General features: G+C 45.3%; 19 protein-coding genes. All 19 read left to right on the top strand.

Going from position 1 to position 16658, the window contains the following annotated elements; genetic code table 11:
• Nucleotides 1-30 precede the first annotated feature (30 nt).
• Genes HNR43_RS01360 through cobO form a run of 19 tightly spaced genes read left to right on the top strand, consistent with a single transcriptional unit; the run spans nt 31 to nt 16640 of the window.
• The gene (locus tag HNR43_RS01360; protein WP_171334726.1) at nt 31-393 is read left to right on the top strand and encodes a (2Fe-2S) ferredoxin domain-containing protein; all 363 of its coding nucleotides are present in this window, start codon (nt 31-33) and stop codon (nt 391-393) included.
• Nucleotides 390-1142 (top strand): energy-coupling factor ABC transporter permease, encoded by a 753-nt coding sequence (locus HNR43_RS01355; RefSeq protein WP_171334725.1) that lies wholly within the window; start codon nt 390-392, stop codon nt 1140-1142. The genes HNR43_RS01360 and HNR43_RS01355 overlap by 4 nt, the downstream gene beginning before the upstream one ends.
• On the top strand, nt 1139-1405 hold the full coding sequence (locus HNR43_RS01350; protein ID WP_171334724.1) for an energy-coupling factor ABC transporter substrate-binding protein: 267 nt from the start codon (nt 1139-1141) through the stop codon (nt 1403-1405). Before HNR43_RS01355 ends, HNR43_RS01350 begins: the two co-directional genes overlap by 4 nt.
• Nucleotides 1398-2120 (top strand): CbiQ family ECF transporter T component, encoded by a 723-nt coding sequence (locus HNR43_RS01345; RefSeq protein WP_171334723.1) that lies wholly within the window; start codon nt 1398-1400, stop codon nt 2118-2120. Before HNR43_RS01350 ends, HNR43_RS01345 begins: the two co-directional genes overlap by 8 nt.
• Nucleotides 2104-2883 (top strand): energy-coupling factor ABC transporter ATP-binding protein, encoded by a 780-nt coding sequence (locus HNR43_RS01340; protein ID WP_183240522.1) that lies wholly within the window; start codon nt 2104-2106, stop codon nt 2881-2883. Before HNR43_RS01345 ends, HNR43_RS01340 begins: the two co-directional genes overlap by 17 nt.
• 6 nt (nt 2884-2889) lie before the next feature.
• A complete protein-coding gene (cobJ, locus tag HNR43_RS01335) occupies nt 2890-4410 on the top strand; it encodes a precorrin-3B C(17)-methyltransferase (RefSeq protein WP_183240520.1) in 1521 nt (506 codons plus the stop codon).
• A 5-nt stretch (nt 4411-4415) separates the two neighbouring features.
• Nucleotides 4416-5243, top strand: coding sequence for a sirohydrochlorin chelatase (locus tag HNR43_RS01330; RefSeq protein ID WP_183240518.1), 828 nt, complete (start codon nt 4416-4418; stop codon nt 5241-5243).
• A 10-nt stretch (nt 5244-5253) separates the two neighbouring features.
• Complete coding sequence (cobK, locus tag HNR43_RS01325; RefSeq protein WP_183240515.1) at nt 5254-6030, top strand: precorrin-6A reductase; 777 nt, start codon at nt 5254-5256, stop codon at nt 6028-6030.
• A complete protein-coding gene (locus HNR43_RS01320; protein WP_183240513.1) occupies nt 6031-6678 on the top strand; it encodes a precorrin-8X methylmutase in 648 nt (215 codons plus the stop codon). It begins immediately after the preceding gene.
• A 2-nt stretch (nt 6679-6680) separates the two neighbouring features.
• Nucleotides 6681-7793 (top strand): cobalt-precorrin-5B (C(1))-methyltransferase, encoded by a 1113-nt coding sequence (locus HNR43_RS01315; RefSeq protein WP_183240510.1) that lies wholly within the window; start codon nt 6681-6683, stop codon nt 7791-7793.
• Entirely contained in the window at nt 7759-8970 is a 1212-nt protein-coding gene (cbiE, locus tag HNR43_RS01310) for a precorrin-6y C5,15-methyltransferase (decarboxylating) subunit CbiE (protein ID WP_171334717.1), read from the top strand. Before HNR43_RS01315 ends, cbiE begins: the two co-directional genes overlap by 35 nt.
• On the top strand, nt 8960-9661 hold the full coding sequence (cobI, locus tag HNR43_RS01305) for a precorrin-2 C(20)-methyltransferase (protein ID WP_171334716.1): 702 nt from the start codon (nt 8960-8962) through the stop codon (nt 9659-9661). The genes cbiE and cobI overlap by 11 nt, the downstream gene beginning before the upstream one ends.
• Entirely contained in the window at nt 9658-10425 is a 768-nt protein-coding gene (cobM, locus tag HNR43_RS01300) for a precorrin-4 C(11)-methyltransferase (protein WP_183240507.1), read from the top strand. The genes cobI and cobM overlap by 4 nt, the downstream gene beginning before the upstream one ends.
• Nucleotide 10426: 1 nt before the next feature.
• A complete protein-coding gene (locus tag HNR43_RS01295; protein WP_183240505.1) occupies nt 10427-11506 on the top strand; it encodes a cobalt-precorrin 5A hydrolase in 1080 nt (359 codons plus the stop codon).
• Complete coding sequence (locus tag HNR43_RS01290; RefSeq protein ID WP_183240503.1) at nt 11488-12861, top strand: cobyrinic acid a,c-diamide synthase CobB; 1374 nt, start codon at nt 11488-11490, stop codon at nt 12859-12861. Before HNR43_RS01295 ends, HNR43_RS01290 begins: the two co-directional genes overlap by 19 nt.
• Complete coding sequence (locus tag HNR43_RS01285) at nt 12854-14356, top strand: cobyric acid synthase (protein ID WP_183240501.1); 1503 nt, start codon at nt 12854-12856, stop codon at nt 14354-14356. Before HNR43_RS01290 ends, HNR43_RS01285 begins: the two co-directional genes overlap by 8 nt.
• A 1-nt stretch (nt 14357) precedes the next feature.
• Entirely contained in the window at nt 14358-15383 is a 1026-nt protein-coding gene (gene cobT / locus HNR43_RS01280; RefSeq protein ID WP_183240498.1) for a nicotinate-nucleotide--dimethylbenzimidazole phosphoribosyltransferase, read from the top strand.
• Entirely contained in the window at nt 15376-16125 is a 750-nt protein-coding gene (gene cobA, locus HNR43_RS01275; RefSeq protein ID WP_183240495.1) for a uroporphyrinogen-III C-methyltransferase, read from the top strand. The genes cobT and cobA overlap by 8 nt, the downstream gene beginning before the upstream one ends.
• Nucleotides 16119-16640 (top strand): cob(I)yrinic acid a,c-diamide adenosyltransferase, encoded by a 522-nt coding sequence (cobO, locus tag HNR43_RS01270; RefSeq protein WP_183240493.1) that lies wholly within the window; start codon nt 16119-16121, stop codon nt 16638-16640. The genes cobA and cobO overlap by 7 nt, the downstream gene beginning before the upstream one ends.
• Nucleotides 16641-16658 lie beyond the last annotated feature (18 nt).

The raw sequence follows: 16658 nt of genomic DNA, 5'->3' as shown, positions 1-16658 counted from the left end.
TTTTTATTTTGAAAAAAGGAGCGACGATATATGGCAACGTGGAATTTGCAAGGAACGAAACATCATGTACTTATTTGCAATGGAGCAAGCTGCATGCGAAAACGGGGAGAAGAGGTGACGCAAGCCATTCGTGATGAAATTGATCAACTTCAACTACATGCTTACGTGCATACGACGCGGACGAGGTGCAACGGTCGCTGTGAAGATGCATGTGTGGTCATCGTGTATCCAGAAGGTGTTTGGTATCGTACGATCGATGAACAAGTTGCGCGGGACATTGTCCGAAAACATGTACGTGATGGTGAAGTATTGCATGAATATGTGACGTACACATATGATGAAGGTTTTGTTATGCCTGAATATAGCGTGGCGACAAGGGGGAAGGAGAAGTGAAGAAATCGTTGTTTTTGTTCGTTAGCGTGTGCCTTACTGTCTATATTTTATTTGCACTCTCGCCTTCTGTATATGCGATGCACATTATGGAAGGGTTTTTACCTTGGCAATGGGCTCTCGTTTGGTGGTTGCTATTTTTACCGTTTTTCTTTATTGGTTTGCGTACAATGACGCGCCTCATGAAACAAAAGCCAGAGGCGAAACTACTTCTTGCGCTTGCGACGGCGTTTACATTTGTTCTCTCAGCATTAAAAATTCCATCGGTGACGGGAAGTAGCTCGCATCCGACCGGGACAGGATTTGGGGCGCTTTTATTTGGCCCGTTTATGATGACGGTCATTGGTACAGCAGTATTATTGTTTCAAGCGCTTTTGCTTGCGCATGGTGGCTTGACGACGCTTGGGGCGAATGCATTTTCGATGGCGGTTGTTGGCCCGTTTGTTGCGTACGGCTTGTTCGTTCTATGTAAAAAGTGTGGAATATCGTTGCGTATGTCTGTCTTTTTAGCGGCGATGATGGCTAATTTGGCGACATACGTTATGACGTCGTTTCAACTCGCTCTAGCATTTCCAGATGTAACGAGCGGCGTATGGGGCGCATTTTTGAAATTCGCTTCCATTTTTGCGGTGACACAATTACCACTTGCGATTACGGAAGGACTTCTTACCGTCGTCGTATGGAACTTTTTGCATACGTACTCGAAGCGAGAGTTAGATTTGTTAGAGGAGAGGGGAGTGTTTTTTAAATGAATCGTCTATTGTTGTTCATTGCCGCATTGTTGATCGTGTTGCCGCTATTTATTGTGAAAAATACGGAGTTTGCTGGGGCTGATACGCTTGCGGAAAAAATGATTCAACAAATCTCTCCACAATATGAACCGTGGTTTGATGTTTTATTTGAGCCGCCGGGCGGTGAGGTAGAGACGTTGCTGTTTTCGGTACAAGCAGCGCTTGGTGCTGGAGTGATTGGATATATTATCGGACTGTATAAAGGGCGAAAGCGAAATGGTTAGTTGGCTTGATGAATGGGCTTATCGAAACAAGCTTGCTAAATTAAATGTCACATTTAAATTGACGCTTACGTGTATGTTGCTCATATGGGCATTATGTGGAACGAATGTCGTTCGCTGTATTATTATCGTTTGGCTATTCGTCTGGCTTCTTTATCATGCGCGCTTACCTTGGCGTGTTTGTGTTCGCTTTTTTATCATCATGGGGCTCATCATTATCGGAAGCTGTGTTCCCCTTCTTTTTACAGTTGATCGTACGATTCATTTTGTCAGTGAAAATATGGCGCAAGCGGCGACGATTTGCTTGCGAGCATTGGCAAGTTCGTTTACTCTCTTTTTTCTCGCGATCACAACGCCATTTTTTCGTATTGCTCATGCATTAAGTAAATGGCACGTTCCTAAAGCATTTATTGAGCTATTGTTGTTGACGTATCGCTTCATTTTCGTGTTAGAAAAAGCAGCGATGCATTTGTTTATGACGGTGCGAACAAAAAATGGTGAACGAAGCTGGCACCTCGCTTCACTTGCTGTTGCACAACTGTTTCGCCAAACGATGCGCGAATATGAAGCAACGATCATTGCACAAGAGGCGAGGAACGTATCATTTGTTTTTCCGATCTGTGCGGACGAACAATTGCCGAGAAAATATGTGATTGAAACATGTGTGTGGCTCGTTGTTTTACTTATGATGGAGGGCTTATATGTTAACGTTTCATGATGTTCATTATACGTACCGAAACGGTGCATACGCGCTAAAAGGTGTATCGCTTACGATTGAGCGCGGGAAAAAATATGCGTTAATTGGGAAAAATGGTTGTGGAAAAACGACGTGGCTTCTGCACGCAAACGGCATTTACCGCCCAACGAAAGGAGACGTGTATTGGGAAGGAAAAAGGGTGGAAGATCGGCGACTACGGTACGATTTGCGACAACATGTCGGCGTCGTTTTTCAAAACCCAGAACACCAATTTTTAGCTTCGACCATTGAAGAAGAACTAGCGATTAGTTTGCAATCAAATCGTGAGCGGATGGATGAAGTGATAGAGCAGTTTTCACTTCATCGATGGAGAGATATACCGATTCACCATTTAAGTCTTGGACAAAAAAAATGGTTATCGCTTGCGGTAGCTATGGCTCCGCAACCTCGCTTACTTATTGTCGATGAGCCGTCCGCTTATTTAGATCATTCACAAAGCGAGCGCTTAGTCAGCAAATTAAATGAATGTCACGAAGCAGGCACAACACTTGTCGTTATTACACATGACCTCGATTTTGTTTGGCAGTGGGCGGACGAAGTGTTTGTCATGCATGACGGGCGCATCGTTTTGCACGGAACACCTGCCTTTGTATTTACGCAAACGAATATATTTCGTGAACTTCATTTCCCATTACCGCTTCTTTTACGCATATGGGAGTATGAGAAGAAAACGTATACTGAACAACAATTCGCGCAATGGATTGAACGATGGAAAAAGGGGTGAAAATGTATGGCAGGAAAACTGTTTGTTGTTGGCTTTGGACCGGGAAGTGTGGATCATATGACGAAACGGGCACGTGAGGCGATAGCGGAAAGCGATGTCATCGTCGGCTATAAAACGTATGTCGATTTGGTCATCGATCTCATTGATGGAAAAGAAGTGATTAGCACGGGAATGACGGAAGAGGTGAGTCGAGCACAAGAGGCGATCAAGCAAGCGGAGCGCGGCAAAAAGGTAGCTGTCATTTCAAGCGGAGATGCTGGACTTTATGGGATGGCAGGACTCGTTTATGAAGTGTTAATTGAAAAAGGATGGAAAAAAGAAACAGGTGTCGAGGTGGAAATTATTCCAGGTATTTCAGCTATTCATTCTTGCGCCGCTTTGTTAGGGGCGCCGATTATGCACGATGCATGTACGATTAGTTTAAGCGACCATTTAACTCCGTGGCATATGATCGCGAAAAGAATTGAAGCGGCTGCCGCAGCGGATTTTGTCATTGCGCTATACAATCCAAAAAGTGGCCGCCGTACGCAACAAATCGTTGAAGCGCAGCGCATTTTATTAATGTATCGCTCGCCAAATACGCCTGTTGGACTTGTCAAAAGCGCGTATCGTGAGCGGCAGCACATAGTCATCACAAATTTAGGGGATATGTTACAACATGAGATTGGCATGTTGACGACTGTTATTATCGGAAACTCTTCTACATTCGTTCATGATGGTTTGATGATTACCCCGCGCGGTTACGAGCGAAAATATACGCTATCAAGTGCTGTCCAACCGTTAAAGCCGCATGAACGGTTACGACCAGAAGCAGAACCGTGGGCGCTCGCGAACGTGCGCACATTAGCGGAGGAAGCATATGAAAAAGTGACGTCTCCAAAAAAGATGGAACGGTTAGAAGTAGCGATTAGTCCGGGAGTGGCAAATAAAACGTTGACACCACAACAAATGGCGAATATTGCACGCATCGTTGGCGAACGAGGGACGATTGTGTATACTCCTGATCATTATTTAAAAGTGACAATGGAAACAGAGAGGCCGGATGAAGTCATTACATCTTTTTTAGCAGCAGGATTAACGGTTGCGCCAGTTGGGGATGTGCTTGTGATGAAAGCGTGCGATTTTTGCGACGGGGAGAAAAAAGATGCTATTCCTTATGCTGAACAGTTGTACAAACAATTTGGAGGGATGTCTTTGCCGAAAGAGTTACGTCTCGGATTTAATGGGTGCGGTATGGCGTGTTACGGTGCAGTAAATGAAGATATTGGCATCGTTTATCGAAAAGGGGCGTTTGACTTATTTTTAGGAGGAAAAACAGTGGGAAGAAACGCTCATCCGGGTCAGCTTGTTGCAGAAGGAATTCATCCGGATGACATTGTTACAACGATTGCACGTATTATTGAGCAATACAAGGAAGAAGCATATGCAAACGAACGTTTCCATAAATTTTTTGAACGAAAAAAAGAAGTCGGTGGCTTTGTTTACGGACAAACAATGGAAGTAAAGCCGGCTGCATGTGGGGAGTGAAAAAGATGAAAGCTGTTTTGTTTGTTGGGCACGGAAGTCGCGATGAAGAAGGAAACGAACAAGTTCGCCAGTTTGTACAAACGATCCGTCCGCAAATCCATAAAACGTTTTATGTGCATACATGTTTTTTAGAGTTTGGTGTTCCATCGGTCATTGACGGCATTGCTCATTGTGTGGAACAGGGGGCGAAAAATGTCATCATCATTCCAATTATTTTGCTACCAGCTGGTCATTCGAAATTACATATTCCAGCAGCCATTGATGAAGCGAAACAACGCTATCCACACGTTTCGTTTACGTATGGACGACCGCTTGGCATTCACGATGCAACGTTTACAATTTTACAAGATCGTTTAAAAGAAGCAGAGGTTGTTTTAGATGAGCATACGGCGATCATTTTGCTTGGGCGCGGTGGGAGCGATCCAGATGCGAATAGCGATTTATATAAAATTGCCCGTTTATTTTGGGAGCGAAATAAAAAGGCGATCGTTGAACCAGCGTTTATGGGCGTCACAAATCCATCATTAGATGAGGCTGTCGCAAAATGTGTCAAGCTCGGAGCAAAAAAAATTGTTATTTTACCTTACTTTTTATTTACAGGCGTGCTGATTAAGCGATTAGAAAAGAAAGTTTCTGAGTTTCAAAGCATGTATCCGCACATGTCATTTGTGCAGGCGCATTATTTCGGCTTTCATCCGTCGCTACAAACGATTGTGCTCGATCGCTTACAAGAAGCAATAGGTGATTTCGTGCCAATGAATTGCGATACGTGCCAATATCGCATTCATGTCGTCGAACATCATCACCATCACCACCATCATCACGAACATTGAGGTGAAACGAATGATTATGATGTTATCTGGAACGAGTGATGCCCGCCAATTGGCGTTGGCAATTCGTGATGCTGGGCACGATGTGTTTGCAACAGTTGTGACAGAGCATGCAGCAGAACAAATGGCACATGTCGGATTGCATGCGCATGTTGGGCGTTTGACAGCGTATGAAATGGTTCAACTTATCCAGCAACATGGAGTGATCGCCATTGTTGATGCGAGCCATCCGTTTGCGGAAGAAGCGTCGCGTCAAGCGATGAGAGCAGCAGAAGAAGCAAATGTCCCGTACATTCGTTATGAACGAAAAGAAAGCGTCATTACGTACGATCGCGTCACATTTGTTGATAGTTATGAAGCCGCAGCACAGTATGCGGCAAATAAAAAAGGTGTAGTGATGTTGACGACGGGCAGTAAAACGTTGCCGATTTTTGCCCATGTGTTGCTTCCGCTCCCTGATGTTCGTTTAATTGCCCGAATGTTGCCGCGAAAAGACAACATGGAATTGTGTGAACGATTGCGTTTTCCGCAAGAAAACATTATCGCGATGCAAGGTCCATTTACGAAACAATTAGATATCGCTTTAATGCAACATTTCGGTGTGACGCTTCTTGTGACGAAAGAAAGCGGACGGGTGGGATTTGTCGATGAAAAAATTGCAGCAGCCCAAGAACTCGGCATTGAAACGGTCGTCATCCGCCGTCCGAAACTTTCTTATCCCGTCGTGTATCATGAGTTTTCTGACGTCATTCGCGCGTTGGAAGAAATGAAAAAGAAAGGAGAAAAATAAATGGATTTTCGAACAACGTTTCGCCCATTAACTGTTCAGCCAGAACAAATTGAACAAAAAAGCTTTCAAATCATTGATGAAGAAATCGGAGAACACTCATTTACAAACGAACAATATGCGGTTGTTCAGCGCGTCATTCATGCGAGCGCCGATTTTGAATTAGGGAAAAGTTTATTGTTTCATCCACGTGCGATTGAAGCGGGTATTTCAGCGATTCGCGCAGGAAAAAAAGTCGTTGCTGATGTGCAAATGGTGCAAGTTGGAATCAATAAAGTGCGTCTTGAGAAATATGGTGGGAGTGTGCACGTGTATATTTCTGATGATGATGTCATGAAAGAGGCGAAGCGATTAAACACGACGCGAGCGATTGTTGCGATGCGCAAAGCAGTAAAGGAGGCGGATGGGGGAATATTTGCGATCGGGAATGCGCCGACAGCGCTTCTTGAGCTTATTCGCCTCGTGAAAGAAGGTGAAGCGCGCCCAGGGCTCATTATCGGTTTACCGGTCGGCTTCGTTTCGGCAGCGGAATCGAAAGAGGAATTAGCAAAGCTTGACGTGCCGTTTATTACGAACGTTGGACGAAAAGGGGGGAGCACGGTTACGGTTGCCGCTTTAAATGCCTTGTCTATTTTAGCGGAGCGAGAATAAGTATGGAGAAAGAGAAATTGCGTGAAGGATATACGACTGGCGCATGTGCAACCGCGGCGACAAAAGCAGCGTTATGTGCGCTTATTACTGGAAGGAAGCAAACAGAAGCGACAATTATGTTGCCGATCGGGCGGGAAGTCACTTTTCCGATCGTTTCTTGTGAAATTGAGAAAGATCGAGCGAGTGCGACCGTGGTGAAAGATGGGGGGGACGATCCTGATGTGACGCACGGTGCTTCCATTGTTGCGACAGTTTTCTGGACGGAAGAAGGAATTCATATTGACGGAGGAGAAGGCGTCGGAAGAGCAACAAAACCGGGATTGCCTATTCCAGTTGGCGAAGCAGCGATTAATCCCGTACCGCGTCAAATGATGACGGACGTTGCTCGTCATTTACTGACCGAACATCGCTTAACACGCGGAGTACGCATTATCATTTCTGTTCCAAATGGAGAAGAAATCGCGAAAAAAACGTTAAACGGTCGTCTTGGTATCGTTGGAGGCATTTCGATTTTAGGCACCCGCGGCATCGTTGTTCCATTTTCGACATCAGCGTATCGAGCAAGTATTGTGCGTGCGCTCGAAGTGGCGGTTGCTTGCGGTTGTGATCATGTTGTTGTCACGACAGGCGGAAGAAGCGAAGCGTATGCGATGAAACAATATCCTCATTTGAAAGAAGAAGCATTTATTGAAATGGGTGATTTTGTTGGATTTACGTTGAAACAATGCAAAAGGCTTGGGATTCAAACGGTGTCGCTCGTTGGGATGATGGGGAAATTTTCAAAAGTCGCCCAAGGCGTCATGATGGTTCATTCCAAAAGTGCGCCGGTTGACTTTCAATTTTTAGCAGATGTTGCGAAGCAAGCAGGTGCTCCGCCACCCCTCATTGAAGCGGTGAAACAAGCGAATACCGCGTCACAAGTTGGAGATATGATGTACGAAGCAGGATATTTATCGTTTTTTGATTTGTTATGTGATTATTGTTGTCAACATGCGTTGCGGGAAGTGCGTGGCGGAATGGTCATTGAAACGACGCTTTATACGTTAAAAGGACAACGGTTAGGAAGGGCGGTGCGAAACGATGGAGCGAATGAAATTAATCGGGATTGGAGCTGATGGGACAGATTCTCTTCCGGCGCTGTATGAACGATGGATTCATGAGAGCGAACGGCTCGTTGGCGGAGAAAGGCAACTGTCTTTTTTTCCTCACTACAAAGGGGAAAAAATCGTTATTCGAAGCAACTTATCATCGCTTTTTGAAACGCTTGTAAACGGGTCGAAAAAAACGGTCATTTTAGCATCTGGTGATCCGCTATTTTACGGAATCGGTAGTTATTTAGCGAAAAAAGTTCCGATTGAAGTATATCCTTCTGTCAGTTCGCTCCAATGGGCGTTTGCGAAAATAGGAGAAAGCTGGCACGATGCATATGTCGTTAGTTTGCACGGACGTTCGATGAAAGGGCTTGCTCAGCGTATAGATGGAAAAGAAAAAGTAGCCATTTTAACAGATGAAACGAACGATCCGCGTGCGATTGCTTCATATCTTTTAGAATATGGAATTACAGAATATGAGGCGTTTGTTGGGGAAAACCTTGGGGGAGAAAACGAACGCTGCCGATTCATGACGTTAGAAGAGATGAAAGATGACAAGTTCTCTCCCTTAAATATTGTCGTTTTACGACGTGTTCATAAAGGACCGAGTTGGACGTTTGGTATAGAGGATGAAGAGTTTTTTCAGAGAAAACCAGAAAAAGGGCTCATTACGAAAAAAGAAGTTCGCGTCTTAAGCTTGCAAGCGCTTTGTCTTCATGAAAAAAGCGTCGTATGGGATATCGGAACGTGTACAGGATCGGTAGCGATTGAAGCGGCAAAAATGGCTCGTGAAGGGGCTGTATTTGCGATTGAGAAAAACGCTCATGACATAGAAATGTGTCAGAAAAATATGAAAAAGTTTCGCGCCGATTTTACACTTGTTCACGGTCGAGCGCCAGAACAATTAGAGCTGTTTCCTGATCCAGATGCCGTCTTTATTGGAGGGACATCAGGAAGTTTACGGGATATTGTTGGAGTTTGTTGCGCGCGGTTAAAACAAGGGGGGCGCATCGTCGTGAATGCGGTGACGATTGAAACGTTATATGAAGCGATGGAAGCGTTTCGTCAATATGGGTATCATGTCGATATTTTGCTTGCCCAATTTTCACGAAGCAAACCGATTTTACAATTGACACGTTTTGATGCGTTAAATCCAATTTACATCATTTCAGCACGAAAGGATGAAAAAAATGATCGGTAAGTTATATGGTATAGGCGTTGGTCCGGGCGATCCTGAACTATTGACGGTAAAAGCGTTTCGGCGTTTAAAAGAAGTAGCTGTCATCGCCTATCCGAAAAAGACAAACGGCAGTAAAAGTTATGCGCAACAAATTGTAGAGGCATACTTTTCCCCGTCCGAAAAGCATATGCTTGGTCTCGTTTTTCCGATGACAAAAGATGAAAACGTGCTGCGCGAAAAATGGGATGAAACGGTAGATAATGTATGGGAACATTTGCGCGAAGGAAAACATGTTGCATTCGTGACGGAAGGAGATCCGCTTTTATACAGTACGTGTATTCATTTTATGCGCACTATGCAAATGAAATATCCGGATGTATCGATCGAAATCGTTCCAGGTGTTTCTTCTATCAATGGGGCGGCGGCACGGTTGCAATTACCGCTAGCTGATGGAGATGAGACGATTGCGATCGTTCCTGCACGAGATGATTACGATGCGATGAAAAAAGCGATCGAAGCGCATGATTGTGTCATTTTTTTAAAAGTCGCGAAAGTGATGCCCCTTCTTTTATCGATTTTAAAAGAGATGAACTTAACAAAAAAAGCGGCAGTTGTGACGAAAGTGACGTCACATGAAGAAGTGATATGGGACATCGAGCAATTAGATCATGTGTCGTTGCCATATTTAACGTTAATGGTGGTGAGAAAGTGAAAATATATATTGTTGGAGCTGGTCCAGGAGCGAGCGATTTAATTACAGTCAGAGGAATGAAGTTGTTGCAGCAAGCGGATGTGATTTTTTATACTGATTCACTCGTCAATGAAGAACTGCTTACATATGCGAAAACAGAGGCGCGTATTTTTCGTACGTCTGGCATGCATCTGCAACAAATCGTTTCGCTTATGTGTGAAGAAGTAAAGAAAGGACACGTTGTTGTACGGCTTCATACAGGTGATCCGTCGATTTATGGAGCGACGTTGGAACAAATTGCTCTTTTGAAAAAAGAGGGAATCGACGTGGAAATTGTACCAGGGGTCAGTTCAGCGTTTGCTGCTGCCGCTGCGGCGCAAGTGGAGTTGACGGTGCCGAACTTAACGCAAACGGTTATTTTTACGCGTGCGGAAGGAAGAACGCCTGTACCAGAAAAAGAGCAGCTCGCTTCTCTTGCGAAACATCATTGCACGATTGCCCTGTTTTTAAGCGCAACATTAACGAAAAAAATAACTGCTGCTCTTCTTGAAGCGGGATGGAGCGACCGAACACCTGTTGTTGTTGTGTATAAGGCGACGTGGCCAGACGAAAAAATTGTACGCACAACGGTTGGCATGCTTCATGAAGAGATGCAGCGCCATGGCATTCGCCAACACGCTCTTATTTTAGCGGGATGGGCGCTTTCGAATGAACTAGATGAATCGTATCGCTCAAAATTATATGATGAAACATTTACGCACGGCTATCGCAAAGGAGGGAAGTAAGATGTATGCTGTTGTCGCGATTACGAAACATGGGGTACGTATTGCAAGAAAGCTATGCGATCAACTTCCGCATGCGCACATTTATTATACGGATAAATTTGCGAAAGGGGACGAACATGAGAAAGGTATTCATTTATTTTCAGGAAATGTTCGGTTGTTGTTGCCGCAATTGTTTTCAACGTATCGCGGGCTGATTCTCATCATTTCCCTCGGTGCTGTTGTACGCATGATTGCTCCGTTGCTAAAAGATAAAAAGACAGATCCTGCTGTTGTTGTAATTGATGATAAAGCAGAACATGTCATTAGTGTATTATCTGGTCATTTAGGAGGAGCCAATGAGCTGACAAGGAAAGTGGCGAATTTGCTTGACGCTCGTCCAATCATTACGACAGCATCCGATGTGCAGCAAACGATTGCGGTTGACTTATTCGGTCACTCGTTCGGATGGGAATGGGAAAATGAAAACAATTTGACACCTGTGAGCGCTGCGGTTGTTAATGAGCAACATGTCGCGATTGTCCAAGAATCAGGAGAGCGCAATTGGTGGACGTATGATACGCCGATTCCATCAAATATTCGGCAATATACCTCGATTGTTGAGGCGCTTGAAGCGAAGCCGGATGCGGCGCTTATTGTCACGCATCGCTTGCTCGAAAAAGAGGAAGAAGCGATTTTACAAAACGGGGTGTTATATCGCCCAAAAGTGATTGTCATTGGTATCGGCTGTAATCGTGGGACGAGCGCAGAAGAAATTGAACACGTCATTGATGAAACGCTACAACAGCTTCGTTTTTCAATAAAAAGTGTCAAAGCATTATGCACGATCGATTTAAAAAAAGATGAAGAAGGGTTGCTAGCCGTCGCAAACAAATATCAATGGCCGCTTATTTTTTACACGCCTGAGCAGTTGAACGACGTTCCGATCGATGACCCTTCGGAAACGGTATTCCGCTACACGGGAGCATACGGGGTAAGCGAACCTGCAGCGAAGCGATATAGCGGACAAAATAAGCTTGTGTTAACGAAAAAAAAGAGCGGGAATGTAACGATTTCTGTTGCACTATGGGAGGGACAAGAGTGAGGAGAATTGTCGTTGCAGGAACGGGAAGCGGTGTCGGCAAAACGACGGTGACGCTCGGCTTAATGAGCGCATTTAAACAAAAAGGATATGTTGTGCAAGGCTTTAAGTGCGGGCCTGATTATATTGATCCGACGTATCATACAGCGGTAACAGGAAGACGTTCGCGCAACTTAGATAGTTGGATGGGGAACGAACAAATTGTGCGCCACGTATGTAGCCGTGGGAGCGAAGGAGCGCATTTGTCGATCATCGAAGGGGTGATGGGACTATTTGATGGGAAGCGAGCGACGACAAATGAAGGTTCCACTGCAGAAATTAGCATCATCACCGAAAGCCCTGTTTTGTTAGTCATCGACTGTTCAGGGATGGCGCGTAGCGCTGCGGCAGTTGTGCGCGGATTTCAACGGTTTGATGAGCGCGTTCGCATCGTTGGAGTTATTGCGAATCGCGTTGGGAGCGAAGGACATTTTCGCCTCGTCAAAGAAGCGATTGAACAACAATGCGGTATTCCTGTCGTTGGCTATTTGTTAAAAGAAAACGATTTGAAGATTCCAGAGCGTCATTTAGGGCTTGTTCCATCTGTGGAACGTGGAGAGCTTCAACCGTTTTTTGAGAGGCTTGGGAAGCGCATCGCGCAAACGTTCGATTTAGATGCTATATGGAAACTAGCGGAAACGACCATCCTTCATAGCGAACCGTTTTTTACACCAAAACAAACGTACGATGTGCGCATAGCTGTCGCGAAAGATGCTGCATTTCATTTTTATTACGAAGAAAATTTAGAAATGCTTCAGGCGTATGGGGCAACACTCGTTTATTTTTCTCCACTCGTCGGTGAATGTGTGCCGAACGATGTGCACGGATTGTACATTGGCGGAGGTTTTCCAGAGGAATTTGCAGCTGAACTTGCCCGTCATGAACAAGCGAAGCGTTCGATTGCCGAGGCGATTCACCGCGGTTTGCCGACGCTTGCGGAGTGCGGCGGATTTATGTATTTAACGGAAGGAATTATGACAACTGACGAACGATATTATGAGATGGTCGGTATTATTCCGGGGCACGTACGTATGCAACGAGCGCTTGCAGCGCTTGGATATCGTGAAGTGACAGGAGAAGAAGGAAACTTTTTGCTTGAACAAGACAAAGCGAAAGGGCATGAATTTCACTATTCGACGTTTATTCCACGCACGGCAGGAAAGTTTGCGTATGAAGTAAAGGGGTTGCGCGGGTGTAAAAAAGATGGCTACATGGACAAGCGTCTTGTCGCTGGTTACGTTCATTTTTATTTTCCGTCTAATCCTTTGCTTGTTGAGCGATGGTTGAAGGCGTGTAGCGAGGTGAAAGACGATGCGTAAGGCGCTTCCAATTATGTTTCAAGGGACGCATTCAGATGCTGGAAAAAGCATCCTTGCAACTGCCTTTTGTCGCATCTTTGCACGAAAAGGATGGAAAACAGCTCCATTTAAATCACAAAATATGTCGCTCAATTCATATGTGACGGTTGACGGAAAAGAAATCGGGCGCGCGCAAGGGGTGCAGGCGGAAGCAGCAGGCGTGTTGGCGACGACGCATATGAATCCGATTTTAATTAAGCCAAGCCGCGATCAAGAAGCGCAAATTGTTGTACATGGAAAACCGTACGGAAATATGAAGGCGAGCGACTACCGAAGCGAGTTTTTTCATACTGGACTTCAGCTTATTCAACAATCGCTTGATATGTTGATGAAGCAATACGATCGGCTCGTCATCGAAGGAGCCGGAAGCCCAGCAGAGGTAAATTTAAATGATCGGGAGCTTGTGAATATGCGTGTAGCACGCATGGCGAATGCGCCGGTCGTGCTTGTTGGTGATATTGAACGCGGCGGAGTGTTTGCGAGTTTAGTCGGCACGTTGCAACTATTAGAGGAACAAGATCGCCACCGCGTCATTGGTGTCATCATTAATAAATTTCGCGGCGACCTTTCACTTCTTCAACCGGGTTTGCGATGGTTTGAGCAATATACAGGCGTGCCGGTGCTCGGGGTTGTGCCGTATGTGCCTATGCGAATCGATGCTGAAGATTCGGTGACGCTTTCTCGTTATACGACAAAAAAAGACGATGAGAAAGCGATCGATGTAGCGGTCATTCAATATCCGCGCATGTCTAACTTTACTGATATCGATCCGTTTTTTGCCGAACCGGACTGTTCCGTGCGGTTTGTGACGGACGCGTCGCTGTTAGGCGAGCCAGACATACTCATTTTGCCCGGAAGTAAAAATACGATTGAAGACGTTCGTTTTTTAAAAGAAATCGGTTTATTTTCTCACATTCGCCGTTTATATGAACGATCGGATGTGACAATAATCGGTGTTTGTGGCGGATATCAAATGCTTGGACAGTGTATAAAAGATCCGTTTCATGTTGAAACACCGCTCGATGACATCGATGGATTAAGTTTGTTGCCGATTGAGACGACACTTTCGTGTGAAAAAACGACAGTGCTATGTGAAGGAACATTAGTGTACAAAAACGAAATGTTTTATGTAAAAGGTTATGAAATTCATATGGGACGTTCGATCGTAAAGCAAGGTGATCCACTTATTTTGTTAAAAGGAAAAACAGACGGGTGTAAAACAAAAGATGAACGCATCATTGGTACGTATATGCACGACATATTTCATAACGACGCGTTTCGTCATTATTTGTTAAATGATGTGCGAGGAAAAAAACAACTTTCACCGTTAATGGAGCGCCCACATTATCGGCAATTGCGAGCGCGAGCGTTTGATGAGCTAGCCGACTGCGTTGAAAAACATGTCGATGTGAACGCGATTGAACAAAAAATGATTGCATTTCAAGGGGGAGAATAAAATGCTTTATGAACAAATTGGTGAAGAAGTGCGCAATTATATTGATCAATTAACAAAACCACGGGGAAGTCTTGGGCGGCTGGAGGAATTAGCGATCGAGATTGCGAAAATGACAGGGGAGCGTTTTCCGAGCGTGACGCCACCGGGCGTGCTCGTGTTTGCAGCTGACCACGGCATCGCAAAAGAAGGGGTGTCCGCGTATCCGCAAGAAGTGACTGCGCAAATGGTGCTCAATTTTGTGCGTGGCGGGGCTGCTATTAACGTATTTAGCAAACAAATTGGCGCAATATTTTCAGTTGTCGATGTTGGCGTGGCGATTGATATTCATGAAGAACGTGTCATCGCCGAAAAAGTAGCATATGGGACGAACAATTTTGTCGATGAGCAAGCGATGACGAAAGAAGAAGCCGAACGAGCGGTACAAGTTGGACATCGTCAGGCGAATGAAATGATAGATCAAGGAATTCGCTGTTTAATTGTTGGCGAAATGGGCATCGGCAATACGACGACGGCAAGTGCGTTGCTGGCAGCTATAAGCGGTCGCAACGTTGCAGAGCTTGTCGGCAAAGGAACAGGCATTCATGATGAGGCAGTTCACCATAAACGATCGGTTATTGAACGAGCGCTTCTGCTCCATAAGCCGAATCCGTCCGATCCGCTCGATTTATTGACAAAAATCGGTGGGTTTGAAATCGCGGCGATGGCAGGAGCGATGGTTGCGGCGGCGGAACGGCGCATTCCGATTTTGCTTGACGGTTTTATTTGTACAGTTGCTGCACTAATTGCGCAACGGTTGAATGAGCAAGTCGTTCATTATATGATTGCTGGTCATGAATCTGTCGAGCCGGGACATCGCATCGCCCTTCAGTTGTTAAACAAAGAGCCGCTCGTTCGTTTACATATGCGTCTTGGCGAAGGAAGCGGAGCGGCGGTCGCATTTCCAATTGTCCATATGGCGACGGCGATGCTTCATATGGCGACATTTGCCTCCGCTAACGTATCGACAGGGAGCGATCATCATGAGTAAAGGAAAAGTATATATTGTTGGGGCAGGTCCGGGGAATCCGAAGCTCATTACTGTATACGGACGGGAATGTATTGAAAAGGCAGATGTCATTATTTACGATCGACTTATTAGTAAACAGCTGTTGACTTATGCGAAAGAAGGCACCGAGCTTATCTATTGCGGGAAAGAGCCGAGAAAACACGGAAACATTCAACAACGCATTCATGAATGGCTTGTGGAATATGCATTGCAAGGAAAAACAGTTGTACGATTAAAGGGCGGCGATCCGTTTATGTTCGGTCGCGGTGGCGAAGAGGCAGAACATTTGCGTGCACATGGCATTCCGTATGAAATCGTTCCAGGTGTGACAGCTGGTGTGGCCGCGCCAGCATATGCTGGCATTCCGGTGACGCATCGCAACTATGCGGGGGGAGTGACATTTATTGCTGGGCATGAAAGCGGAGAACGTGATCGTATTCGCTGGGATGCATTAAGTCATGCAACAGATACGATCGTATTTTATATGGGGATGGCAAATATCGCTTACATTTGCGAACAATTACAACGGCATGGGAAAGATGGGCATACCCCTGTTGCTGTCATTGAATGGGCAACGACGACAGAGCAACGAACCGTTGTCGGTACGTTACAAACGATTGTTGACATCGCCAATGAAAAGCAACTTTCTTCCCCTGCTGTTATTGTTGTTGGAGAGGTTGTACGCTTACACGATCAGTTAAAGTGGGTGGAAGAAACATGGTGATTGTTTATACAGGAGACGGAAAAGGAAAAACAACCGCCGCGGTCGGTCTTGCCGTTCGTGCGGCAGGTCATGGGAAAAAGGTGATCGTCATTCAATTTATTAAGTCGCCGCACCGTCCATATGGCGAAGCGAAAATATTACAGCAGCTCGGCATCGACGTGCACCAAACAGGAGTTGGTTTTACGTGGACGAAAACGCCAGCTGAGCATCGCGAAGCGTTACTAAAAGGGTGGTCGTTAGCGAAAGAACGTGTGCAATCGGGGATATACGATGTCGTCATTTTAGATGAGTTAAATGTGGCGTTAGCGATTACGTCGTTTCCGATTGACGATGTTTTGCCAATACAAGATGTTGTGCATACGCTAATGAACAAGCCTGCGCATACGCACGTTGTCGTAACAGGAAGAGGGGCAAAAGAGGAAATCATTCAACTTGCCGATTTAGTGACGGAAATGAAAGAAGTGAAACATTATTACCATGAAGGCGTTCATGCGATCAAAGGGATTGATTTGTGAAAAAGCTGACTAAAGTCA

This window comes from Anoxybacillus mongoliensis (assembly GCF_014201515.1).
Classification (GTDB): Bacteria; Bacillota; Bacilli; order Bacillales; family Anoxybacillaceae; genus Anoxybacillus; species Anoxybacillus mongoliensis.
The sequence above is the reverse complement of the archived record's forward strand: the minus strand, read 5'-3'. Positions and strand labels throughout refer to the sequence as shown.